At 66.1% G+C, this 24,202-nt stretch carries 16 protein-coding genes and 1 pseudogene; 11 read left to right on the top strand and 6 right to left on the bottom strand.

Going from position 1 to position 24,202, the window contains the following annotated elements; translation table 11 throughout:
• The first annotated feature begins 68 nt into the window (after positions 1-68).
• The 5 genes from smc (at position 69) to ACZY1I_RS20045 (ending at position 9,548) form a co-directional block, all read left to right on the top strand.
• Positions 69-3,680 carry a chromosome segregation protein SMC gene (smc, locus tag ACZY1I_RS20065; protein WP_463756214.1) on the top strand — a complete coding sequence of 1,204 codons (3,612 nt, stop codon included), beginning with the start codon at positions 69-71 and terminating at the stop codon, positions 3,678-3,680.
• Positions 3,681-3,754: 74 nt separating this feature from the next.
• Positions 3,755-5,101 (top strand): signal recognition particle-docking protein FtsY, encoded by a 1,347-nt coding sequence (gene ftsY, locus ACZY1I_RS20060; RefSeq protein WP_463756213.1) that lies wholly within the window; start codon positions 3,755-3,757, stop codon positions 5,099-5,101.
• 191 nt (positions 5,102-5,292) lie between these two features.
• The gene (locus ACZY1I_RS20055) at positions 5,293-6,678 is read left to right on the top strand and encodes an ammonium transporter (RefSeq protein WP_463756311.1); all 1,386 of its coding nucleotides are present in this window, start codon (positions 5,293-5,295) and stop codon (positions 6,676-6,678) included.
• Positions 6,679-6,680: 2 nt separating this feature from the next.
• A complete protein-coding gene (glnB, locus tag ACZY1I_RS20050; RefSeq protein ID WP_055577570.1) occupies positions 6,681-7,019 on the top strand; it encodes a nitrogen regulatory protein P-II in 339 nt (112 codons plus the stop codon).
• Positions 7,020-7,073: 54 nt separating this feature from the next.
• Complete coding sequence (locus tag ACZY1I_RS20045) at positions 7,074-9,548, top strand: [protein-PII] uridylyltransferase (RefSeq protein WP_463756310.1); 2,475 nt, start codon at positions 7,074-7,076, stop codon at positions 9,546-9,548.
• A gap of 82 nt (positions 9,549-9,630) precedes the next feature.
• Here the strand turns inward: ACZY1I_RS20045 and ACZY1I_RS20040 are convergent, their stop codons facing one another.
• From ACZY1I_RS20040 to ACZY1I_RS20025, 4 genes and pseudogenes are all read right to left on the bottom strand, one after another.
• Positions 9,631-11,358 (bottom strand): DEAD/DEAH box helicase, encoded by a 1,728-nt coding sequence (locus ACZY1I_RS20040; protein WP_463756212.1) that lies wholly within the window; start codon positions 11,356-11,358, stop codon positions 9,631-9,633.
• 203 nt (positions 11,359-11,561) lie between these two features.
• The gene (locus ACZY1I_RS20035) at positions 11,562-12,449 is read right to left on the bottom strand and encodes a PPE family protein, SVP subgroup (RefSeq protein WP_463756211.1); all 888 of its coding nucleotides are present in this window, start codon (positions 12,447-12,449) and stop codon (positions 11,562-11,564) included.
• Positions 12,450-12,666: 217 nt separating this feature from the next.
• Positions 12,667-13,488: pseudogene (locus tag ACZY1I_RS20030) on the bottom strand (SAM-dependent methyltransferase).
• A 55-nt stretch (positions 13,489-13,543) separates the two neighbouring features.
• Positions 13,544-14,383: a helix-turn-helix domain-containing protein gene (locus tag ACZY1I_RS20025; RefSeq protein ID WP_463756210.1), complete on the bottom strand. Its 840-nt coding sequence runs from the start codon at positions 14,381-14,383 to the stop codon at positions 13,544-13,546.
• 217 nt (positions 14,384-14,600) lie between these two features.
• On the opposite strand from ACZY1I_RS20025, the gene ffh reads away from it, so the two are divergent.
• The 5 genes from ffh (at position 14,601) to ACZY1I_RS20000 (ending at position 21,719) form a co-directional block, all read left to right on the top strand.
• A complete protein-coding gene (gene ffh / locus ACZY1I_RS20020; protein ID WP_463756209.1) occupies positions 14,601-16,154 on the top strand; it encodes a signal recognition particle protein in 1,554 nt (517 codons plus the stop codon).
• Between the two features lie 84 nt (positions 16,155-16,238).
• Entirely contained in the window at positions 16,239-17,351 is a 1,113-nt protein-coding gene (locus ACZY1I_RS20015; RefSeq protein WP_463756208.1) for a metal-dependent hydrolase family protein, read from the top strand.
• 74 nt (positions 17,352-17,425) lie between these two features.
• On the top strand, positions 17,426-19,186 hold the full coding sequence (locus ACZY1I_RS20010) for a serine/threonine protein kinase (RefSeq protein WP_463756207.1): 1,761 nt from the start codon (positions 17,426-17,428) through the stop codon (positions 19,184-19,186).
• A gap of 107 nt (positions 19,187-19,293) precedes the next feature.
• Positions 19,294-21,105: an N-acyl-D-amino-acid deacylase family protein gene (locus ACZY1I_RS20005; protein WP_463756206.1), complete on the top strand. Its 1,812-nt coding sequence runs from the start codon at positions 19,294-19,296 to the stop codon at positions 21,103-21,105.
• A gap of 11 nt (positions 21,106-21,116) precedes the next feature.
• Positions 21,117-21,719: a TetR/AcrR family transcriptional regulator gene (locus ACZY1I_RS20000; RefSeq protein WP_463756205.1), complete on the top strand. Its 603-nt coding sequence runs from the start codon at positions 21,117-21,119 to the stop codon at positions 21,717-21,719.
• 26 nt (positions 21,720-21,745) lie between these two features.
• Here the strand turns inward: ACZY1I_RS20000 and ACZY1I_RS19995 are convergent, their stop codons facing one another.
• Complete coding sequence (locus ACZY1I_RS19995) at positions 21,746-22,609, bottom strand: cyclopropane mycolic acid synthase family methyltransferase (protein WP_463756204.1); 864 nt, start codon at positions 22,607-22,609, stop codon at positions 21,746-21,748.
• 99 nt (positions 22,610-22,708) lie between these two features.
• On the bottom strand, positions 22,709-23,599 hold the full coding sequence (locus tag ACZY1I_RS19990) for a D-alanyl-D-alanine carboxypeptidase family protein (protein ID WP_463756203.1): 891 nt from the start codon (positions 23,597-23,599) through the stop codon (positions 22,709-22,711).
• A gap of 148 nt (positions 23,600-23,747) precedes the next feature.
• Between ACZY1I_RS19990 and ACZY1I_RS19985 the strand changes: the two genes are divergently transcribed.
• Positions 23,748-24,167, top strand: coding sequence for a nuclear transport factor 2 family protein (locus tag ACZY1I_RS19985; protein WP_463756201.1), 420 nt, complete (start codon positions 23,748-23,750; stop codon positions 24,165-24,167).
• Positions 24,168-24,202 lie beyond the last annotated feature (35 nt).

Below are 24,202 nucleotides of genomic sequence, written 5' to 3'. Positions count from 1 at the left end.
GGCGATCTTAGGGTGAAGCCGGGCGCAGCGGGTCACCGCAATCCGATACAGCGGTAGTCTGGCACGCCGTGTACCTCAAGAGTCTGACGCTGAAGGGCTTCAAGTCCTTCGCCGCGCCGACGACTCTGCGCTTCGAGCCGGGGATCACCGCTGTCGTCGGACCAAACGGCTCCGGCAAGTCGAACGTTGTCGACGCCCTGGCCTGGGTTATGGGGGAGCAGGGCGCCAAGACACTGCGTGGCGGCAAGATGGAGGACGTCATCTTCGCCGGCACTTCATCGCGCGCCCCACTGGGCCGCGCCGAAGTGACTGTCACCATCGACAACTCCGACAACGCGCTGCCGATCGACTACTCCGAGGTGTCGATCACCCGGAGAATGTTCCGCGACGGAGCCGGCGAATACGAAATCAACGGCAGCAGTTGCCGGTTGATGGACGTGCAGGAGTTGCTGAGCGACTCCGGGATCGGCCGCGAAATGCACGTCATCGTCGGGCAGGGCAAATTGGACGCGATTCTGCAGTCGCGACCGGAGGACCGCCGCGCATTCATCGAAGAGGCTGCGGGTGTGCTGAAGCACCGCAAGCGCAAGGAAAAGGCACTACGCAAGCTTGATTCCATGGGGGCGAACCTGGCCAGGCTCACCGACCTGACCACGGAGTTGCGTCGGCAACTCAAGCCGTTGGGCCGCCAGGCCGAAGCAGCCCGCCGTGCCCAGACCATCCAGGCCGACCTGCGCGACGCCAAGCTGCGACTTGCCGCCGACGACCTGGTCAGCCGCCGGACCGAGCGCCAAGCGATCTTCGACGCCGAAGCTGCCATGCGACGCGAGCATGATCACGCCGCCGCCCGGCTGTCGGTCGCCGCCGAAGAATTGGCCGCGCATGAAGCGTCACTCACCGAGCTGACCCAGCGCGCCGAGGCCGTCCAGCAGACCTGGTTCGGGCTGTCGGCGCTGGCCGAACGAGTCGGCGCCACCGTGCGCATCGCCAGCGAACGGGCTCAGCACCTGGACCTGGAACAGCTGCGGACCAGCGACACCGACCCCGATGAGCTCGAGGCCGAGGCCTATGAGATGGCCTTCTTCGAACAGCAGTTACTTGAAGAGCTGGCCGACGCCCGGGCCCGCCTGGATGAGGCGCGAGCGGAATTGGCAGAACGCGAGTACCGCGTTGTCGAGGCAGACGAGGCGCACATGGCGTCGGTGCGCGCAGAGGCGGATCGGCGGGAGGGCCTGGCGCGGTTAACCGGGCAGGTGGAAACCATGCGCGCCCGCGTCGAATCGATCGACGAAAGCGTGGCGCGGCTGTCTGAGCGGATCGAACAATCCGTCGCTCGCGTCGAGCAGACGCGTTCGGAGTTCGACAGCGTGCAAAGCCGCGTCGCTGAACTCGATCAGGGCGAGGTCGGCCTCGACACCCACCACGAGCGAACGGTGGCAGCGTTGCGGCTGACCGGAGACCGGGTCACCGAACTGCAGGCCGCTGAACGCAGTGCCGAGCGCCGGGTGGCGTCACTGCACGCGCGGATCGATGCGCTGTCGATGAGCCTGGAGCGCAAGGACGGCGTCGCGTGGCTCACCCAGAACCTCAGTGACGCAGGGCTTTCCGGGTCGATCGCAACATTGGTCAAGGTTCATGCCGGGTACGAGGCCGCGCTGGCCACCGTGCTCGGTTCGGCGGCCGACGCGCTAGCGGCTGACAGCCTGGGCGCCGCCCGCTCCGCAGTCGCGGCGCTCAAGCAGGCCGACGGCGGTCGAGCCGCCCTGGTACTCAGTGACTGGCCGGCCCCGGCCGAGCCGGCGCCGACAGTCGCCCTGCCCAGCGGAGCCCGGTGGGCGCTTGACCTGATTGACGCGCCGGCACGCCTACGGGGCGCGATGGTCGCCATGCTGTCGGGCGTCGCGGTGGTCAACGACTTGGGCGAGGCACTGCAGCTGGTGGCAAGCCATCCGAGGCTCCGTGCCGTCACGCTCGACGGTGACCTGGTGGGCAACGGCTGGGTGAGTGGGGGCTCGGACCGGAAGCCGTCCACGTTGGAGGTCACCTCCGAGATAGAGAAGGCGCGTACCGAATTGGCCGCCTCGGAGGAGCAGGTGTCGCAGTTGACCGCCGCGCTGTCCGGTGCGCTGACCGAGCAGACAGCTCGCCAGGATGCGGCGGAGCACGCCCTGGCGGCCCTCAATGAATCCGACACCGCGATCTCTGCGATGTATGAGCAACTCGGCCGGTTGGGGCAGGAGGCTCGAGTGGCCGAGAGTGAGTGGACGCGACTGGTGCAGCAGCGTGAAGAACTCGAAACAGGGCGCGGCCGCACTGTCGAGGAGGTGGTGGAACTCGAGACTCGGCTGCGCAACGCACAGCAGAGCGAACACTCGCAGGCCGGCCAGCCCAATGCAACTGAGGCCAGGGAGGCGATTGCGGCGGCCGCCGACACCGCACGCAGCTTTGAGGTCGAAGCCCGATTGGCGGTGCGCACCGCCGAGGAGCGCGCCAACGCGGTGCGTGGGAAAGCCGATTCGTTGCGACGCGCTGCCGCGGCCGAACGTGAGGCGCGGGTCCGGGCTGAGCAAGCACATGCCGCCCGACTGAAGGCCGCCGCGGTGGCGGCTGCGGTGGCCGACTCTGGACGGCTGCTGGCCGCGCGGCTCAAGCGGGTGGTGGACTCGGCCTCGCGATTGCGCGACCGGTTGACCACGGAACGCCAGCAGCGCTCGGCGGCCCTGACCGCGGTACGCGAAGAGACCAGCACGCTGAGCGCGCGGGTGGCCGCGCTCACCGACTCGCTGCACCGCGACGAGATGGCGAACGCGCAGGCAGCGATGCGAATCGAGCAGGTCGAACAGATGGTGCTGGAGCAGTTCGGGATGGCGCCGTCGGATCTGGTCGCCGAGTATGGTCCAGACGTCCCGCTACCTCCGACCGAGCTGGAGATGGCCGAGTTCGAGCAGGCCCGCGAGCGGGGTGAACAGGTGGTGGCGCCGGCGCCGATGCCGTTCGACCGCACTACCCAGGAACGGCGGGCCAAGCGTGCCGAGCGGTCGCTGAATGAGCTGGGCCGGGTCAATCCGCTGGCTCTGGAAGAATTTGCTGCGCTGGAGGAGCGATACAATTTCCTTTCTACCCAGCTCGAGGATGTCAAGGGTGCCCGCAAGGACCTGCTCGATGTGATCGCCGAGGTCGACGCCCGCATCCTGCAGGTGTTCAGTGACGCGTTCGTCGACGTAGAGCGGGAATTCCGAGTAGTTTTCAGCACCCTGTTCCCCGGCGGGGAAGGTCAACTCCGGCTGACGCAGCCAGATGACATGCTGACCACCGGCATCGAGGTGGAGGCCCGTCCGCCGGGGAAGAAAATCACCCGGCTGTCTTTGCTCTCCGGCGGCGAGAAGGCTCTGACCGCAGTGGCGATGCTGGTCGCGATTTTCCGTGCTCGGCCATCCCCGTTCTACATCATGGATGAGGTGGAAGCCGCGCTCGACGACGTGAATCTGCGCCGGTTGATCAGCTTGTTCGAAATGCTGCGAGACCAATCGCAGCTGATCATCATCACGCACCAGAAGCCCACCATGGAGGTGGCGGATGCGCTCTACGGCGTCACGATGCAGGGTGACGGGATCACTGCGGTCATCTCGCAGCGGATACGTGGACAACAGGTAGATCGGCTGGTCGCTAGTCCGTCGTGAGATTTCAGTGAGTTTCCGGGAAGCGCTCGCCGTGCCCGTGAACTGCACTTTTACAGCTGGGAGGAATTAATAGCGTGTCCCAAGGTCAGTGGATCGCCGTTGCGGTCGTCGCCGCCCTGTTCGTCATCGCGGCGCTGGTTTTCGGTCTGGTGCGGTACCGCCAGCGCCGGATCAGCTTGTCGGCGCCGCCCAAGCCCGACGCGATCGACCGGTCCGGCGGATACACCGCCTCGTCCGGCATCTCGTTCAGTCAGACCCCGACGCTGGACAAACCCAAGCCGGTCGAAAGGATCGACACCAGCGGACTGCCCGCGGTCGGTGACGACGCGAGCATCCCGCGCGACGCACCCAAGCGCCCTATTTCCGAGGTTCAGCTGCCCGACCTCGAGGCCGAACCGGAAGCGACCGCGCCGCCGGTCGAGCCCGTCATCCCCGAGGGTCTCGAAATCCTCGAGGTGCTCGAGCCCGAGGCGCCCGAAGCACCTGCGATGGACGAGATCGCGCCCACCGAAGGCAGGCTGGAACGACTGCGCGGACGGCTTTCTCGGTCGCAGAACGCACTCGGCCGCAGCATGCTCGGCCTGATCGGCGGCGGCGACCTGGACGAGGACTCCTGGCAGGACGTCGAGGACACGTTGCTGATCGCAGACCTCGGACCAGTGGTCACCGAAGCCGTCGTCTCAGAATTGCGCAGTCGGCTGGCCAGCGGCAACGTCCGCACCGAGGAGCAGGCTCGCGCGGTGCTGCGTGACGTTCTGATCAAAGCGCTGCAGCCGGACATGGACCGCTCGATCCGCGCGTTGCCGCACGCCGACCACCCGGCGGTGCTGCTGGTTGTGGGTGTCAACGGCACCGGCAAGACCACCACGGTCGGCAAGCTGGCCCGGGTGCTGGTGGCCGACGGCCGCCGCGTCGTGCTCGGTGCCGCCGACACGTTCCGGGCCGCCGCGGCTGACCAGTTGCAGACCTGGGCGTCGCGGGTCGGGGCCGAGGTGGTTCGCGGCGCCGAAGGTGCTGATCCGGCGTCGGTGGCGTTCGACGCCGTCGACAAAGGCATCGCCGCGGGCGCCGACGTCGTTGTCATCGATACCGCCGGTCGGCTGCACAACAAGGTCGGATTGATGGACGAACTGGGCAAGGTCAAGCGTGTCGTAACGCGACGCGCGGCCGTCGATGAGGTGCTCCTGGTGCTCGACGCGACGATCGGGCAGAACGGCCTGGCGCAGGCCAAGGTGTTTGCCGACGTCGTCGACATCACCGGCGCGGTGCTCACCAAACTGGACGGAACAGCTAAGGGCGGCATCGTTTTCCGCGTTCAACAGGAGCTCGGCGTTCCGGTGAAGTTGGTTGGCCTGGGCGAGGGTGCCGACGATTTGGCGCCTTTTGAGCCGGCGGCGTTCGTCGACGCCCTGCTTGGCTAAAAGCTCTTACACAGCAACTTTTACGTTAATCCTGACGAAACACAGTGGCCCCATTGCGGCAACAACTTATGCGCATGGTTCTGGATCAGGCCACCAGTCATCCATCTGGGGCCCTCCCCGACGCTGACTGGAGGTGATAGCGAGTGAGTTTTCCTACTTTGGGCCAGCCCAATACGGGCGATACCGCCTGGATGTTGGCAAGTTCCGCGCTCGTTTTGTTAATGACGCCGGGCCTGGCGTTCTTCTATGGCGGCATGGTGCGCGCCAAGAGCGTGCTCAACATGATCATGATGAGCGTCAGCGCGATGGGTGTCGTCACAGTGCTGTGGGTGCTGTACGGCTACTCAATGGCGTTCGGCACTGACACCGGCAATGTGGTCGGCAGCCCGACCGAGTACTGGGGCCTGAAGGGGCTCATCGGTGGCAATGCAGTGGCCGCCGACCCCTCCAAGGTCCCGCCCTTGGCAGCGACCGACATCCCGCTGGCCGGCACCTTGCCCGCCACCGTGTTCGTCGCATTCCAGCTGATGTTCGCGATCATCACCGTCGCCCTGATCTCGGGTGCCGTGGCGGACCGCCTGAAGTTCAGCGCCTGGCTGATCTTCTCCGGACTGTGGGCGACGCTGGTCTACTTCCCGGTCGCGCACTGGGTGTTCGCGTTCGACGGTTTTGCCGCTGAGAAGGGCGGCTGGATTGCCAACAAGCTGCACGCGATCGACTTCGCCGGTGGAACCGCGGTCCATATAAACGCAGGTGTGGCCGGCTTGGTCTTGGCGCTCGTCCTCGGCAAGCGCAAGGGCTGGCCGACCACCCTGTTCCGACCGCACAACCTGCCGTTCGTGATGCTCGGCGCCGGTCTGCTGTGGTTCGGCTGGTACGGGTTCAACGCCGGTTCGGCCACCAGCTCCAACGGGGCCGCGGGTTCGACCTTCATCACCACCACGGTCGCCACGGCCGCGGCAATGCTGGGCTGGCTGCTCACCGAGCGCATCCGCGACGGCAAGGCCACCACCCTGGGTGCGGCCTCGGGCATCGTGGCCGGACTTGTCGCCATCACACCGTCGTGCTCGTCGGTCAACGTGGTGGGCGCCCTGGCGATCGGCGTAGTGGCCGGCGTGTTGTGCGCACTGGCGGTCGGCCTGAAGTTCAAGCTCGGCTTCGACGACTCGCTCGACGTTGTCGGGGTGCACCTGGTCGGTGGTTTGGCCGGTACTTTGCTGGTCGGACTGCTTGCCGCACCCGAGAGCGTGGCGATCAACGGCGTGACCGGGGTGTCCAAGGGACTGTTCTACGGCGGCGGTTTCGACCAGCTCGAACGGCAGGCAGTGGGCGCATTCAGCGTTCTCGCCTACTCGGGCATTGTCACGCTGATCCTGGCCCTTATCCTGAAGTACACCATCGGGCTGCGTCTGGGGGCTGAGCAGGAGGCCGCCGGCATCGACGAGTCGGAGCACGCAGAGAGCGGCTACGACTTCGCTGTTGCCAGCGGTTCGGTTCTTCCGCGCGCCAGCCTGCCGGAGACAAGCAGCAACGGCCGACTGGAGGAGCGAGTGGGCGAGAAAGTGGAGGCGGAATAAATATGAAGCTGATCACCGCGATCGTTAAGCCGTTCACCCTTGATGACGTCAAGACCAGCCTGGAGGACGCCGGCGTCCTGGGCATGACGGTCAGCGAGATTCAGGGCTACGGGCGGCAGAAAGGCCACACCGAGGTCTACCGAGGTGCTGAATACTCGGTCGACTTCGTGCCCAAGGTTCGCATCGAGGTCGTTGTCGACGACTCCATCGTCGACAAGGTCGTGGACAGCATCGTCAGGGCGGCACGGACCGGCAAGATCGGCGACGGCAAGGTGTGGGTCAGTCCGGTAGACACCATCGTTCGGGTGCGTACCGGTGAGCGCGGGTCCGACGCTTTGTGAGAACCGCGAGAATAGCTCGATCTTGCTGAACGAGCTCAGATGGGCCGGCCGGGTGTGAATCCAAACCGGCCGGACCCCATCGAGACATCGAATTCGGAAGTGACGCAAGCAGGAAGCGCCGTCGTGGCAGTCGATTTGGCTGCCGCCCGGCGCGAACTGCTGTCTAGCGGGCTTGACGGCATGAAGCCGGCCGAGATGCGCCAGGCGGTACTGGAACTTCACGAATCTTGGCTCACCGCAAAGGCTTCCGAGATCGGGATCACCGACGGCAGCGGTTTCGCGATCGTCGGTGTCGGTGGCCTCGGCAGACGCGAGATGTTGCCGTATTCGGACCTGGACTTAGTGCTGCTGCATGACGGCAAGCCGGCCGAGGTGCTGGGTCCCGTCGCCGACAAATTGTGGTATCCGTTGTGGGACGCCAACATTCGTCTCGACCACAGCGTGCGCACGGTCAGCGAGGCACTGGCAACCGCCAATGCGGACATGACTGCCGCTCTGGGTATGTTGGAAGCGCGACACATTGCCGGTGAAGAACGGCTCTCGGCCGAACTGATCACCGGGGTGCGACGGCAGTGGCGCACCGGAATCCGTTCTCGCATGGACGAACTCGTAGAAATGACGCACGCGCGCTGGCTGCGGCTGGGCCGGATCGCGCACCGCGCTGAGCCGGATCTCAAGTCGGGCCGCGGCGGGCTCCGGGACGTTCAGTTGCTCGATGCGCTGGCGTTGGCGCAACTCATCGACCGACATGGCATGGCCCGTGCCGATACCGCCGTCGGTTCGCTGGACGACGCGTATCTCACGCTGCTCGACGTCCGCACCGAACTGCACCGGGTGTCGCGCCGTGGCCGCGACCAACTCCTGGCCCAGTTCGCCGACGAGATCAGTGCTGACCTGGGCGTGGGGGACCGGTTCGATCTGGCGCGCATGCTGTCCAGCGCCGGCCGCACCATCAGCTACCACGCCGTCACCGGGTTGCGCACCGCCGCCAACGCCTTGCCCAAACGCGGGCTCACCGCGTTGGTGCGTCGGCCCAAGCGGCGGCCACTGGACGAGGGCGTCGTCGAATATGCCGGGGAGATCGTGCTCGCCCGCGAGGCGCAACCACAGCGCGATCCCGGGTTGGTGCTGCGGGTGGCCGCCGCGTCGGCCGACAGTGGCGTGCCCATCGGCGCCGCCACCCTGAACCGGCTGGCTGACAGCGCGCCGCCATTGCCGACGCCGTGGCCGCGGGAGGCACTCGACGACCTGCTGGTGGTGCTGTTGGCCGGTCCCACCCTGGTGCCGACCATCGAGGCGCTGGACCGGACCGGGTTGTGGGGCCAGTTGTTGCCCGAGTGGGATGCGATCCGCGACCTGCCGCCGCGCGACGTGTCGCATAAGTGGACCGTGGACCGCCATGTCTTGGAGTGCGCCGTTCATGCGGCGCCGCTGACTACGCTGGTGGCCCGGCCGGACCTGCTGGCGCTGGGCGCGCTGCTGCACGACATCGGCAAGGGCAGGGGAACCGATCACAGCGTGCTCGGAGCCGACCTGGTGATCCCGATCGGTGAGCGGTTGGGGCTGTCGCCCGCCGACATCGACACGCTGTCCACGATGGTTCGTCACCACCTGCTGCTGCCCATCACGGCCACCCGGTGCGACCTCAACGACCCCAAGACGATCGAGGCGGTGTGCGAGGCTCTCGGCGGGGATCCGCTGGTACTTGAACTCTTGCGTGCTCTGTCGGAGGCCGACTCCAAAGCCACCGGACCTGGCGTGTGGAGCGACTGGAAGGCGTCCATTGTCCAGGACCTGGTGCGTCGCTGCCGGCTGGCGATGGCGGGCGAGCCGGTTCCACAGGCCGAACCGACTGCGCCTCACTATCTTTCGTTGGCGGACAAGCAAGGCGTGCATGTCGAACTCAAACCGGGCGATGGCGAGCGCCTACACGCCGTAATGGTTGCTCCCGACGAGCGTGGGCTGGTTTCCAAGGCGGCCGCCGTGCTGGCGCTGAACTCGCTGCGAGTCCACTCGGCGTCGGTCAACATCCATGAGGGCATCGCGATCACCGAGTTCGTGGTGTCACCGCTGTTCGGCTCACCGCCTGCGGCGGATCTGCTGCGGCAATCGTTCGTGGGCGCGCTGCGCGGCGACGTCGACGTATTGGGCACCTTGGAAAAACGGGACAGCGAGGCCACCAGTTCAGCGACCGCCCGGGCCGGCGAGGTCCAGATCGGGGTGCCGTTCACCCGCTCGACCGCGCCGCCGCGCATCCTGTGGCTCGACACCGACACACCGGGGCAGCTGATCCTGGAAGTCCGCGCCATGGACCGGGTGGGCCTATTGGCTTTGCTGGCCTGGGCCCTGGAGCGCTCCGAAACCGACATCGTCTGGGCGAAGGTCAACACCTTCGGGTCGACGGCTGCCGACGTGTTCTGCGTGGCCGTACCGCCGGAGCTGAACGCACGCTCTGCCGTGGAAAAGAACCTGCTGGCCGTGCTGGGTGCGCCGGCGCTGGTGATGGTCGACGAGCCCGTCGGGGACTGACCACACACCTGATGGTCGCGATCCGCTGCGCCCGGCTTGTCCCGCGCTGGCGATCGCAACTACACCGGTTCTGCGTTGACCCTTACACCGGTTCGGTGTTGAGCTGCCGCACGGCGTCGATGCGTGCCTTGAGCTGATCGCGGGTGGCAGCGGCAATCGGGGGCCCGCCGCAGCGTCGGCGCAGTTCGTTGTGGATCCAGCCGTGTGGCTTGCCGGTGCGGTGGTGCGCGATCGACACCAGGGCGTTGAGTTCGCGGCGCAACTCCCGCAACTGCCCGTGGGTGGTGATCGGCGTGGGCGGTGCTTGACCAGACTGGGCCCGTTTCTGCAGTTGCTCGTCCTGCCGCCGGTGCAGCAGCGCGCGCATCTGCTCGGCGTCGAGCAGGCCGGGGATGCCGAGGTAGTCGGCCTCTTCCTCGCTGCCGGCGGGGGTGGCGGTACCGAATGAAGACCCGTCGAAGATGACCTGATCCAGCTCAGCGTCGGCGCCCAGAGAGGTGAAGCCCTTCTCTTCGCCAGGCTCGTTCTGCTCTTTGGTGGCGGGGTCGCCGTCGAGGGGGTCTTCGCCCTCGGATTCGCGGTGCGGCTTGCCCAGCACGTGGTTGCGCTGCGCCTCCAGTTCGCTGGCCAGCTGCAGCAGGTTCGGCACCGACGGCAGGAAGATGCTCGCGGTTTCGCCGGGTCGCCGCGACCGCACGAACCGGCCGATCGCCTGGGCGAAGAACAGGGGCGTCGAGGCGCTGGTGGCGTAGATCCCAACCGACAGCCGAGGCACGTCGACACCCTCGGAGACCATGCGGACCGCGACCAGCCACCGGCTGGTGCTTTCCGCGAACTCGGAGATTTTGGCCGATGACCCGGGATCGTCGGAGAGCACGACCGTCGGCGTCTCGGAGGTCAGCTTCTTGAGCAACGTGGCGTAGGCGCGTGCCGCAGTCCGGTCGGTGGCGATGATCATGCCGCCCGCGTCGGGCACGTGCTCGCGCAGCTGACGCAGACGGAGGTCGGCGGCGGTGATCACGGCCGGCATCCATTCACCGGCGGGATCCAGCGCAGTGCGCCAAGCCCGCGCGGTGTGTTCTGCCGACAGTGGCTCGCCGAGTCTTGCTTCGTGTTCCTCGCCCGCGCTGTCACGCCAGCGGGCCTGACCCGAGTAGGCCATGAACACCACCGGTCGCACCACGCCGTCGGCCAGGGCTTCGGCGTAGCCGTAGGTGTGGTCGGCCTGCGAACGCAGCACCCCTTCGGCGTCCGCCTCGTAGTTGACGAACGGGATGGGGCTGTCGTCGCTGCGGAAGGGTGTTCCGGTGAGGGCAAGCCGTCGGGTGGCGTCGCTGAAGGCTTCGCGGATGGCCTCACCCCAGGTCTTGGCATCCCCGCCGTGGTGGATCTCGTCGAAGATCACCAAGGTCTTGCGTTGCTCGGTGCGCACCCGGTGCAACGTCGGGTGGGCGGCCACCTGCGCGTACGTGACCACCACACCGTGGTACTCAGGCGACGTCTGGGGGTTGGAGTTGGAGAACTTCGGGTCCAGCGACAGACCTTGTCGGCCGGCCGCCTGTGCCCACTGAATCTTCAAGTGCTCGGTGGGCACGACGACTGTGAGTTGCTCGACGGCCCGGTGAGAGATCAGTTCGCCCGCGATCCGTAGCGCGAACGCGGTCTTACCGGCGCCCGGGGTGGCGACGGCCATGAAATCGCGCGGTTCGGTGCCCAGGTACTTCACCAGGGCGCGACGTTGCCAACCTCGCAACGACCGAACGGAGTCAGCACTGGGACCGGAGGAAATATCGACCGGCTGCAACGACAACAGATTCCCCCGTAGCTGATAGCTGTGCTCACGCGCATCGGAAACCGACCCCCGGCGCAGCTGTAAAAACTAGCATGGCAACACATTTCGGTGCCGCTGCGACATGAGGACTCTAGCGGGTCAGGTCGCGCTCTTCCAGCCGGTTATGGATACGACGTGGGGGGGACAACCCAGGGTTTCGGTCCGTGGGCGCGCTTGCTTGCCTAGACGCTCGTCGGTTTCGGCATGACGATGGGCTTGACGCCGTAGCGAGGCGCACCGAAGCCGGCGCTGTTGCGCGCGGCCGAGGCCATTCCGGGCATGCCGGGGTAGAACCCGTTGGCCGCGGCGGCCGGCGCCGGGGCGGTCCAGCCGGCTCCCGTCAGGGCGCTGGGGGCGGTGCTCGAAACCAAGGTGGTCCCTGCAGCCCAGCTCGGCGGCGCTGACATAGCGCCGACCATCGTCGAGGTGCCCACGCTGGCAGCGACAGGCCCGCCGCCGCCGACCGAGCTGGTCAGCCCGCCCTCGATCGCTGCGCCTTCGACGGCCGCGTCGGCGGAAAGCTCCGCGGGAACGCCGTAACCCTCTGGCATCAGGCCACCGCTGGTCAGACCGAGCATGTTCGAGGAGGCCGAGGCGAAGTTACCGATTTCGTAGCTGCTGACGTTGGACAAGTTGCCCGAGAGGCTGAACGGTTGGCCCCCGGTGCTGGTGAGGGGACCGCCCAGCAGGGTGGCCAGCTGGTCGATGGCCTCGTTGATGGTGGTCGGTGCCGCAGAAGGTGCCGACGCTGCGGAGGAGGCGCCGTTGGCCAGTACGGCTGATGCCGCGTTGGCGGCCTCGGACTGCTCATAGGTTCCGCTGCTCAGCCCGAGGGTTTGCACGAACTGTTGTTGGATCGTTTGGGCTTCGGCGGCGAACTGCTGGTAGAGGGCGCCGTAAGCCGTGAAGATGCCGGACTGAATGATCGACACCTGGTCGGCGGCCGCAGGGGCGATGGCGGTAGTCGAGGCGGCGGCACCAGCATTCTGTGCTGCCAGGGCACTGCCGATAGCTCCCAGTTGAGCCGCTGCAGCGGCGATTTCCTGGGGCACTGCTGACAGAAAAGACATATTCGCTCCTTAAGCGTTGAACACGCCGGCCCCAGTCCGCAGATCAATTTCTGAGTTTCATGTGAGGTCCATATGTGTGTTGGCTCGATGCTATGCAGCGATGGCCCCGCAGTCCCTGCCGAAAAGCGTCCAGTGAACGGACCTTTACGGCCTCTTAACGCGGATCCGGCGGATTTAACAGGTTGGACAATTCAACCGACGATCTGTGCGGCGGCGGCTACTTCGTAGCCACGACGAAATAGCCGCGCGGGACGTCCGCAACGCTCATCGGCACCGTCGGCGCGAACCAGCGGTTGTAGCGATTGCCGATCTCGGCGATATCGGTCACCTCCGCCGACCAGCCGAGCCGCTGAGCCAGCTGTTCCGGCTCGTCGGTCCCGAACAACCACGGTGCACCCTGCTGCGCCATGGACTCCAACAGTCCGGCCATCGCAGGAGATTCGAGCAACTTCTGGCCGACGACCTCGTACAGCAGTATCGAGCCGGGTGCCGATAGTGCGTCGATGCGGTCGAACAATGCGGATACAGCGGTCCCGTCGAGGTATTGCAACAGGCCCTCCAGCAGCCACACCGTCGGATCCGTGGCATCGAGCCCGGCAGATCGAATGGCGGCCGGCCAGTCGTCAGCGAGGTCGACACCGACCGCGACGCGCCGGCATCGGGGCTGTTCGTCGGCAAGCAGCTCGGCTTTGAACGCCATCACCTCCGGTTGATCCACCTCGTAGGCGACCGTGCCCTCGGGCCACGCCAGCCGATAACTGCGCGCGTCCATGCCGGCCGCGACGATGACGACCTGATTGACCTTCGTGGCAGCCTCGAGCAGGGCTTCATCCCAGAATCGGGTGCGCACGATGATCTAGGCCGTCGACTGCTCGCCAGCCGACGCCAACGCCCCGGCCAACAGTTCCCGTCCGCGGTCGCCCGCCAACCGCTCGGCGAACGGGTCGGTGAAGAGCCGGTCTTGGCGTTCTGATTCGCGGGCCCGCATCGCCGCGACTAACAACCCGGTGTCCGCAACTGCCTGGTGATGTGTGTCCATGCGGCCATCATGGGTTGACCTGCATCGGCGTGGCTTGGATATTTCCGCCAGACACTTACACGAGCTGGATATGGCCGGGCATTGTCGAGCGTCGCTGTGCGTACTGCGTGGGCGTTATCGACGTGAATTCTCCGAACTCGCGCACCAAGTGAGCCTGATCGAAGTATCCGAGGTCGGCGGCGATCGTCGCGCCACGCGCCGATGAGTTGAGCGCCCGCAGTGCCGCCTGCATCCGGCGCACTCGAAAGAATGCCTTGGGTGACAACCCGACTTCGGCACGGAACAGCGCATTGAAGCGTTTGGGCGACAGGCCGGTCACGTCGCAAGCTTCCGAGACCCGCATCGATGGGTTGCGCTCCGCGGCGTCGAGTACCGGTGCCATCTTGGGGTTGAGCCGGGCATGCTGGCTGCGCGCCCGGTCCAGCAGGAACGACCCGAGCAGCGCCACCCGCGTCTCCGCTGCGTCGGCCCGCAGCAATTGCTCCCGCAGCAGGTCAGCGCTCGAGCCCCACAGATCGGACAAGCCGACGCATCTGTTTTCCAGCTCACCGAGTGGACACCCGATGAAAGCCAGCACGCCGGCGGGTCGGAAGTGCACGGTCACGCTGGTCTGGGCCGGGTCGATCCGGGTGACGTAAGACGTGACGCCGGCCCCCACGATGAATGCGGGCGGAACGGCCAGCGGAGTGCGGCCATCGGCTGCATAGAAGCCGAGGTCGGGGCGGTCACCGAGGTCGATGATCACGGTGGCCGCTCCCCGGGGCAGCGCGCGACTCGCGTGCACCTCGGTGGTGTCGGTGCCCCGCTCCCAAACGCCGAAGTAGTCGACGTAGTCCGTCAACGGTGGCCGCGGTCGGTGCAACCGCGGCCCAGCCTTCGGCGGTTGCGAGGACATATTCGCGATGTTAGAGAAACCGAATCTGCCGTGCAGCCCATCCGCCCTGGCCGCTGCTTCATCGACATATGACCCACGGACACCCGCATCGGCGCGTCGTGTCGCAGGGTTATATGTCGGCGCGGACGGTGGTCCGCTGCGTCCAACTGGGCACTTGTCTGCCGCCTCGGCTGCGCCCAACTTCGTTGTGCTGGCGATCACCATTAGGCTGGCGGTCGTGTTTGAATCGCTCTCCGACCGGTTGACCGGTGCGCTGGCGGGGTTGCGCGGCAAAGGCCGCCTGACCGACGCCGATATCGACGCCACCACCCGCGAAATCCGGCTCGCGCTGCTCGAAGCCGACGTTTCGCTGCCCGTGGTACGCGCGTTCGTCCACCGGATCAAGGAACGTGCGCGCGGCCACGAGGTGTCCGGTGCCCTCAACCCCGCGCAGCAGGTCGTCAAGATCGTCAACGAGGAACTGATCGGCATCCTCGGCGGTCAGACCCGCGAGCTGGCGTTCGCGAAGAACCCGCCGACGGTGATCATGCTCGCCGGTCTGCAGGGCTCCGGTAAGACGACGCTCGCCGGCAAGCTCGCTTTCCGGCTCAAGAACATGGGCCACACGCCCCTGCTGGTCGCCTGCGACCTGCAGCGACCCGCCGCGGTCAACCAGCTCCAAGTGGTCGGACAGCGGGCCGGTGTGCCTGTCTTCGCGCCGCACCCCGGTGCGTCGCCCGAGTCCGGTCCGGGTGACCCGGTAGCCGTCGCGGCAGCGGGTATCGCCGAGGCCAAGTCCAAGCACTTCGACTTCGTCATCGTCGACACCGCCGGACGCCTGGGCATCGACGAGGAGCTGATGGCGCAGGCGGCGGCAATCCGTGACGCCGTCGACCCCGACGAGGTGCTGTTCGTCCTCGACGCGATGATCGGCCAGGACGCGGTCGCGACCGCTCGGGCATTTGGCGACGGAGTCGGATTCACCGGCGTCGTCTTGACCAAGCTCGATGGTGACGCCCGTGGTGGCGCGGCACTCTCGGTGCGCGAAGTGACCGGCGTCCCAATCCTTTTCGCCTCGACCGGCGAGAAGTTCGAAGACTTCGACGTCTTCCATCCAGACCGGATGGCCAGCCGCATCCTGGGTATGGGCGACGTGCTGAGCCTGATCGAACAGGCCGAGCAGGTCTTCGACGCTCAGCAGGCCGAGGATGCCGCCGCCAAGATCGGCGCCGGTGAGCTGACGCTGGAGGACTTCCTCGAGCAGATGCTTGCCGTGCGCAAGATGGGCCCGATCGGCAACCTGCTGGGCATGCTGCCCGGGGCGGCGGGCATGAAGGACGCGTTGGCCGAGGTCGACGACACCCAACTCGACCGCATCCAGGCGATCATCCGCGGCATGACGCCGCAGGAGCGGGCCGACCCGAAGATCATCAACGCCTCGCGCCGACTGCGCATCGCCAACGGTTCCGGTGTGTCGGTGTCGGAGGTCAATCAGCTCGTCGACCGGTTCTTCGAAGCGCGCAAGATGATGTCGTCGATGCTCGGCGGATTGGGCATACCGGGCATAGGTCGCAAGTCCGCGACGCGTTCGAGGAACTCGAAGGGCAAGAAGGGCAAGAAGGGCGGAAGGGGCCCGACGCCGCCCAAGGTGCGCAGCCCCTTCGGCGCCGGCATGCCGGGTATGCCCGCAGGTTTCCCCGATCTGTCGAAGATGCCCGAAGGCCTCAACGAATTGCCGCCCGGTCTGGCCGATTTCGACCTGTCCAAGCTGAAGTTCCCCGGCCAGAAATAGTGGTGATCGCGAGCGCGGCGGAGCCGGGTGAAGCGGGTGTCGCCACCATCAGGAACGTGGTGATCGCGAGCGCGGCGGAGCCGGGTGAAGCGGGTCGCCACCATCAGGACTAGTCGCGCCGTGCGGATGCACGTGCGGGGCCTGGGGCTACCTGACGAAGCCCAGACGGAACTGTGGATCGTTGACGGCCGGATCAGCACCGAGCCGGTGGCCGGGGCTGACACTGTCTTCGATGGTGGCTGGATCCTGCCCGGACTGGTGGACGCCCACTGCCACGTCGGGCTCGGCAGTCACGGCGCCATCGAACTCGACGAGGCGGTCGCTCAGGCGCGGACCGAACGCGACGCGGGTGCGCTGCTGCTGCGTGACTGTGGCTCGCCGACCGACACTCGCAGCCTTGATGACCACGAGGATCTGCCGCGCATCATCCGGGCCGGCCGACACCTGGCCAAACCCAAGCGCTACATCTCCGGTTTCGCAGTCGAGATGGAAGACGAATCGCAGCTGCCGGCGGCGGTCGCTGAGCAGGCGCAACGCGGTGACGGCTGGATCAAGCTGGTGGGGGACTGGATCGACCGCAAGGTCGGCGACCTCGCCCCGCTGTGGTCCGACGACGTGCTCAAGGCCGCGATCGATACAGCACATGCACACGGATGCCGGGTCACCGCGCACGTCTTCGGCGAGGACGCATTGCCCGGCCTGATCAAAGGCGGCATCGACTGCATCGAACACGGCACCGGTCTGACCGACGAGACGATCGGCCTGATGCTCGAACACGGCACCGCGCTGGTGCCCACCCTGATCAACCTGGAGAACTTCCCGGGCATCGCCGACTCCGCAGGGCGCTACCCGACCTACGCCGCGCACATGCGCGACCTGTACGACCGCGGCTACCAGCGGGTGGCCGCGGCGCACGACGCGGGTGTCGCGATATATGCCGGCAGCGACGCCGGCAGCACGATCAAGCACGGCCGCATCGGCGATGAGGTCGAAGCGCTCACGAGGGTGGGGATGACCCCTACCGAGGCGCTGGGTGCTGCGTGCTGGGACGCCCGCCGTTGGCTGGGCCGGCCGGTTCTCGACCACGGCGCGTCGGCCGACCTGTTGTGTTACGCCGAAGACCCCCGCCTGGGCCCCGCGGTGCTGAGTAAGCCGGATCTGGTGATATTGCGCGGCAAGGCCTTTCAGCCCGGCTGACGATCCAACTGTTTGCCCAGTGTTTGTCCGACGCTAAGTGGGCCGGGTATTCGCGGCCTGGTTACTATCTCTGAATGGCGTTGGCCAGCGGTGCGACCTTTGCCGGCTACACCATCGTGCGGATGCTCAGCTCTTCTGAAACGGGCGAGCAGTATCTGGCTCAGCGGCGAGGCTTGCCGGGCTGGCAGACCCTCAAAATCCTCCCGCTCGCCCTGTGCGCTGACGGCGAATTCCGGCAGCGATTTCATCAGGAGACCGAGACTGCCGCGACCCTTTTTCACCTCAACATCGTCGAGGTGCATGGGCGCGGTGAGTTCGACGGGCAGTTGTGGATCGCGATGGACTACATCGATGGCAGCAGCGTGGCCCAGCTGATGGCCAACCGATTCCCGGCGGTGCTGCCGGTAGGTGAAGTTCTGGCGTTGCTGGGCGCCGCCGCCGGCGGCCTCGACTTCGCCCACCAGCGCGGTTTGCTGCATCGCGACGTCAGGCCGGCGAATATCTTGCTGACGACTCCGGGAGCCGGCGAGCCGCGCATTCTGCTGTCCGATTTCGGGTTGGTGCGCCCCGCCGGCGAGCGGGTCTACGCCGCACCGGAGGAACTGACAGGCGGCGGGGTCGACGGGCGCGCCGACCAGTATGCGCTGGCAGCCACCGCAATTCACCTGTTCACGGGTGCTCCGCCACCCCTTGACTCGGGCGACCCGGCGTTCAACCCGCCGAAACTCAGCGACCTGCGCCCCGACCTGGCCCGCTTTGACGACGCGATCGCCAGAGCGCTCGCCAAGAATCCGACCGACCGCTTCGACAGCTGCCGCGAGTTCGCCGCCGCACTCGCCGACGGCGCAGGTGTCGTCGACCGCGGCCCCGAGGTAGTCGCCGCCGCCGAAGACCCGGTTGCGCCCGCCTATGTCGCCGACTACCCCGCCTATGGGTGGCCGGCCGGCGCCAACACCGGAACCCAGCCCGTTCGCGAACCGCAGGCTCTATCGCCGGAGCGTCGCGGCACCGTGCTGCGGTCGGCGGCGGGGTCGTTGGCGCGGCGTCTGGACGCGTTCTCTACCGGGACCAACGAATCGAATGGTCGCGGCCCACGCAGGTTGCTGATCGGTGTCGCCGCGATCGTCCTGCTCGTCGGTCTGTTCGTCGCCGGAATCACAGTCGGGCGCAAGACGACCACACAAGCCGGTGCCCCGGCGACGAGTGCGGCGCCATTGCCAGGCGGCACCGCAAGTTCAAGCCCGGCAACCGGACCCGCCGCTGCGCCGACCCCACTCGAGGGCACCTACTACATCGAGGTGCAACGTTCGAAGCAGACCTTCGACAACACCCCGACTCCGCAACCACCGGATGTCACCACTTGGTGGGCAATTCGATCGTCGTGCACGCCGACCCGATGCCTGGCAGCGGCGACGTTGCTGGACGACAATGCGCACGCGCAGGAGAAGGCGCCGGACGTTCATCCGCTGATCTTCGAGTTCGGCGATGGGCAGTGGAGATCACAGCCGGAAACCCTGAAATTCCCCTGTACCAGTCCGGCCGGGTCGTCGAGCACCCAGACCACGACGCAGGTGCTGTCGTTGCGTCCGCAACCGAAGGGCGACCTCGTCGGGGAAATGGTCGTATCGGTGAAGACCGACGAGTGCAAACAAAAAGGCGGTGTCATCCGCATCCCGGCGGTGGCAAATCGCAGCGGCGACGTGCCGCCCGCGGTGAACGTGCCGGACCCGGTGTCGGTGACGCCGGTGCCCTCGGAAGGTCCGGCCGCGACGTCACCACCCTCGGTTACGCCCTCGGTAACGCCGCCCGCCAGCCCGTCGCGCCCCGGTCGCTGACCCAGGTTCAGCTGCTCTTTCGATCTTCGGCGACGATGTCCAGCCAAAAGATTGCGAGTGATCGCTATCTATGTTAACTTCGTGGCAGCCCACGACTTGGAGGAACTGTGACCTACGACGTGATCATCCGAGACGGACTCTGGTTCGACGGCACCGGCGCGCTGCCGCAGACTCGCACGCTGGGCATTCGGAACGGCGTGGTGGCCACTGTATCGGCCGGTCCGTTGGATGAAGCCGGTTGTCCAGAGGTGATCGATGCGGCGGGGAAGTGGATCCTGCCGGGCTTCATCGACGTGCACACCCACTACGACGCCGAGATCCTGCTCGACCCGGGCCTGCGCGAGTCGGTACGGCACGGGGTTACCACGCTGCTGTTGGGCAACTGCTCTTTATCTACGGTCTACGCCGATTCCGAAGACGCTGCCGACCTGTTCAGTCGCGTCGAAGCGGTGCCGCGTGATTTCGTCCTAGCCGCTCTGGAAGGCGCGCGGGGCGGCAACAAGACCTGGTCGACGCCCGCTGAGTACATCGAGAAGATCGACGGTCTGCCGCTGGGCCCGAACGTGAGCTCCATGCTCGGTCATTCCGACTTGCGCACGGCCGTGCTCGGACTGGAGCGAGCCACCGACGGCGACGTCCGGCCCACCGACGCCGAGTTGGACAAGATGGCAAGGTTGCTGGACGAGGCGCTCAAAGCCGGGATGCTCGGCATGTCCGGGATGGATGCGCCGATCGACAAACTCGACGGCGACCGCTTCCGCTCCCGCGCGCTGCCATCCACTTTCGCGACCTGGCGAGAGCGGCGACGGTTGATCAAGGTGCTGCGCAAGCGTGGCAGGATTCTGCAGAGCGCACCTAATGTCGACAGTCCGGTGTCGGCGTTGATGTTCTTCCTCACCAGTAGCCGGATTCTGAACCGCCGCAAGGGCGTTCGAATGAGCCTGCTGGTATCGGCCGATGCCAAGTCGATGCCGCAGGCCGTCCACGTCTTCGGACGCGGTACCCGGTTGCTCAACAAGGTGCTGGGCTCCAGCGTGAAATTCCAGCACCTCCCGGTGCCCTTCGAGTTGTACTCCGACGGAATCGATCTGCCGGTATTCGAAGAGTTCGGCGCCGGCACCGCGGCCCTGCACCTTCGCGAACAACTCGAGCGCAACGAGTTGCTGGCGGACGAGGACTACCGTCGCCGGTTCCGTCGCCAGTTCGATCGCAAGAAGCTAGGACCGTCGTTGTGGCACCGCGACTTCCACGATGCGGTCATTGTCGAGTGCCCCGACCAGTCCTTGGTCGGCAAGAGCTTTGGCAAGATCGCCGAGGAGCGTGGACTGCACCCGCTGGACGCCTTCCTCGACATCCTCGTCGAAAACGGGGAGCGCAACGTGCGCTGGACGACTATCGTCGCCAACCACCGTCCCAAGCAGTTGGACAAATTGGCTGCGGACCCGAGCGTGCACATGGGCTTCTCTGACGCCGGCGCGCACCTGCGCAACATGGCGTTCTACAACTTCCCGCTGCGACTGCTCAAGCGAACTCGCGATGCCCTGCAGGCAGGGGCGCCATTCCTCACCGTGGAGCATGCAGTACACCGACTCACCGCAGAAGTTGCCGATTGGTTCGGCCTTGACGCCGGCACGCTGCGCGAGGGTGACCGTGCGGACTTCGTCGTGATCGATCCTGCCCACCTCGACGAGTCGGTCGACAGCTACAACGAGGAAGCGGTGCCTTTCTATGGTGGCCTGCGGCGCATGGTCAATCGCAATGACGCGACCGTGATCGCGACCGGCGTCGGCGGTGCGGTGGTGTTCCGCGAGGGCGAGTTCCGCGACGGCTACGGACAGACCGTGCAGTCAGGCCGCTACCTGCGGGCGGGGGAGCGTCCTGCGCATCGTGCCCAGCCCGCGCTGACCGCCTCCGCCTGACCCGAATTGCCATGGCCAGAACCCAGCAGCAACGTCGGGAAGAAACCGTCGGCCGGCTCTTCGAGGCCTGCATCGACACCATCATCGAGGTCGGCTACGCCCGTGCTTCGGCGGCCGTGATCACGAAACGGGCGGGCATGTCGGTAGGTGCCTTATTCCGCCACTTCGAGACCATGGGCGACTTCATGGCGGCCACGGCCTCGGAGGTGTTGCGTCGTCAGATCGAGACGTTCACCAAGCAGATCACCGAGATACCGGCCGACCAACCGGCCCTGCAGGCAGCACTGGCGATCCTGCGCGACATCACCCGCGGTCCGGTCAATGCTGTGCTCTACGAGCTGATGATCGCCGCCCGAACCGATGAGAAGCTCAAAGCCACGCTGCAAGAACAACTTTGCCAGTACCGGACGAAGATGTACGACGCAGCAAAGGCGATGCCGGGCACCGAGAATATTCCGGACGACACGCTTCCGGTCCTGGTCGCGTTGCTGACCAACGTCTTCGACGGGGCCGCCGTGGTGGAAGGCGTAATGCCGCAACCCGATATCGCCGAGCGCAGGATCCCGGTGTTGACGGAGCTGCTCAGCGCGACGTGGCCGAATCCGCCTGAGTAATAACGGGATTCGGCTCTACGGCAGGCCTATTTCTGCAGGGTGAACTGGTTGACGTCGATGTAGCCCTCGCGGAACAGGTTTTCGCAGCCGGTCAGGTAGTGCATGTAGCGGTCGTAGATCTCTTCGGACTGAATCTCGATGGCCTGGTCCTTCTGCGCTTCGAGGGCAGCGGACCAGAGTTCGAGTGTCCTGGCGTAGTGCATTCGCAGCGACTGGTTGCGGGTCAGCGTGAAACCCGCCGCCGCAGAGTCCTGCTCCACCATCTCGATGGTCGGGGGAGCGCCACCTGGGAAGATCACGAACTTGATGAAGTGGAAGAACCGGAGTATCCGGATGGTGAGCGGCAGACCTTGGTCGGTCATCTGCTGCCGGGTGAAGCCGGTGATCGTGTGCAGCATCATCACCCCGTCGGCAGGCAGGATCTTGTGCGCCCGCGCAAAGAACTCGGCGTGCCGGTCGTGACCGAAGTGCTCGAACGCCCCGACCGACACGATGCGGTCGACTGGTTCGTCGAACTGCTCCCAGCCTCTGAGCTCCACTCTCCGGGTGCGGGGGGTGTCCATCGCGTCGAACGTCTCTTGCACGTGGGCGGCCTGGTTCTTCGACAGCGTCAGCCCGATCACGTTGACGTCGTACTTCTCAACCGCGCGGCGCAGGGTGGCTCCCCAGCCGCAGCCCACGTCGAGCAGTGTCATGCCCGGCTCCAGTCCCAATTTGCCCAACGAGAGGTCGATCTTGGCGAGCTGAGCCTCTTCCAGCGTCAGGTCCTCAGGCTCGAAGTACGCGCAACTGTAGGTCTGAGTCGGGTCAAGAAACAGACGGTAAAAGTCGTCGGAAAGGTCGTAGTGCGCCTGCACATCGTCGAAGTGGGGCTTGAGGTCATCGCTCATAAGACTGCTGAGCCTATCCCCTCGGAAGACCGCCCCAGCGCAACAGAATCTATTTCCGCTGGTGGCGGCACCGAATTGCAGCAGTCCGTCTGCGCAGTACTAGAGCGAGCCGATGCTGCCTTGCGGGCCTAGTGCGAAACCCCAGTCAAACAAGCTGGCGGCCTGGTCCCAGTATGTGGGACCACCCTCATGGATCAGGCCGTACATCATTGCGATCACCAGTCGGCGGCCACCGCGAGCGGCCGCGCCGACGAACGTCTTGCGCGCTGCGTTGGTGAAGCCCGTCTTGCCGCCGATCGCACCCGGATACCGTTGCAGCAGCTCGTCCTGATTCACGATCGGGTGGTCGCCACCGTCGCCGGGGCCGCCGGGGAACATCGCCGACGGCTCGGCGGTGATCTGCGCGAACACCGGATTCGCCATCGCGGCGCGGAAGATGACCGCGAGGTCGTGTGCCGTCGATGCGCCGGGGTTGCCGTCGGGCCCGTCCAAGCCGGACGGGCTGGCCGCCTGGGTCCCTCCGGCGCCTAGAGACGCGGCTTTGGCGTTCATCTTGGCCACGGCGACGTCCTGGCCGCCGAGCATGTGCGCCAGCGTGTTGGCCGCGTCGTTGCCCGAGACCAGCAGCAGGCCGTCGAGTAGTTCGCGCGCGGTGTAGCTCTGGCCGGGCTTGACGCCGACGCAGTTGCACTCGACCTGGGTGTCGGCGACGTCGGCAACGACGGTGGAATTCAAGCTCAGCTCGTCGAGTACCACCAGCGCCAGCAGCACCTTGATCGTGCTTGCCGGCGGGTGAACGGCATTCTGATCGCGTCCGGCCAGCACCTGACCGCTGTCGAGGTCGGCCACAATCCAGGTTTGTGCCGGACCGTCGGGGATCGGCGCCGCACTCGCGGCCTGCACGTCGGTGTCGGCCCAGGCTGTACCAGCGCCAATGGTTACACCACAGGCCGTGAACAGCGCCGCGGCGGTCGCTATGAGCTTTCGCATGGGCGCAGAGTTTAGCCATCCCACGTGGCCACCGCACCCTTGCGAACGTAACCAGGCCGCGAATCTGAGCGCGGATTCTCGCAATGGGGTCACAGTCGTGAGCGCTCCGACCGAGAAGGGCTATTCGCCGCGGTGTTGAATCAAGGGCATGTTGAGCCTGGAAGAAATTTCCGACCGTCTGGAGATTCAGCAGCTGCTGGTGGACTATTCCACCGCTATCGATCAGCGGCGATTCGACGACCTCGACAATGTCTTCACCCCCGACGCGTACATCGATTACACCGCGCTCGGAGGTATTGAAGGCCAGTACCCCGAGGTCAAGAAGTGGTTGTCGGAGGTGTTGCCGAACTTCCCGGTGTACTCGCACATGCTCGGCAACTTCTCGGTTCGCATTGAGGGCGACACGGCATCCTCGCGGGTGATCTGTTTCAACCCGATGGTCTTGGGCGGCGAGAAGGAGAAGATTCTGTTCTGCGGACTTTGGTACGACGACGAGTTCGCGCGGACACCGCAGGGTTGGCGGATGACCCGTCGGGTTGAGACCAAGACTTTTCAGAAGGTGCTGTAGGCGCGCTTGATGGTCGCGACCCGCTGCGCCCGGCT

This window comes from Mycobacterium sp. IDUB_37 (assembly GCF_055419245.1).
Note: the sequence above shows the minus strand (reverse complement) of the source record. Positions and strands in the feature narration are given on the sequence as shown.

Coding starts and splice junctions, on each gene's coding strand:
- ACZY1I_RS19985 (WP_463756201.1), top strand. CDS start 23,748: ATGTTGAGCCTGGAAGAAATTTCCGACCGTCTGGAGATTCAGCAGCTG.
- ACZY1I_RS20000 (WP_463756205.1), top strand. CDS start 21,117: ATGGCCAGAACCCAGCAGCAACGTCGGGAAGAAACCGTCGGCCGGCTC.
- ACZY1I_RS19990 (WP_463756203.1), bottom strand. CDS start 23,599: ATGCGAAAGCTCATAGCGACCGCCGCGGCGCTGTTCACGGCCTGTGGT.
- ACZY1I_RS20025 (WP_463756210.1), bottom strand. CDS start 14,383: ATGTCCTCGCAACCGCCGAAGGCTGGGCCGCGGTTGCACCGACCGCGG.
- glnB (WP_055577570.1), top strand. CDS start 6,681: ATGAAGCTGATCACCGCGATCGTTAAGCCGTTCACCCTTGATGACGTC.
- ACZY1I_RS20055 (WP_463756311.1), top strand. CDS start 5,293: ATGTTGGCAAGTTCCGCGCTCGTTTTGTTAATGACGCCGGGCCTGGCG.
- ACZY1I_RS19995 (WP_463756204.1), bottom strand. CDS start 22,609: ATGAGCGATGACCTCAAGCCCCACTTCGACGATGTGCAGGCGCACTAC.
- ACZY1I_RS20035 (WP_463756211.1), bottom strand. CDS start 12,449: ATGTCTTTTCTGTCAGCAGTGCCCCAGGAAATCGCCGCTGCAGCGGCT.
- ACZY1I_RS20010 (WP_463756207.1), top strand. CDS start 17,426: ATGGCGTTGGCCAGCGGTGCGACCTTTGCCGGCTACACCATCGTGCGG.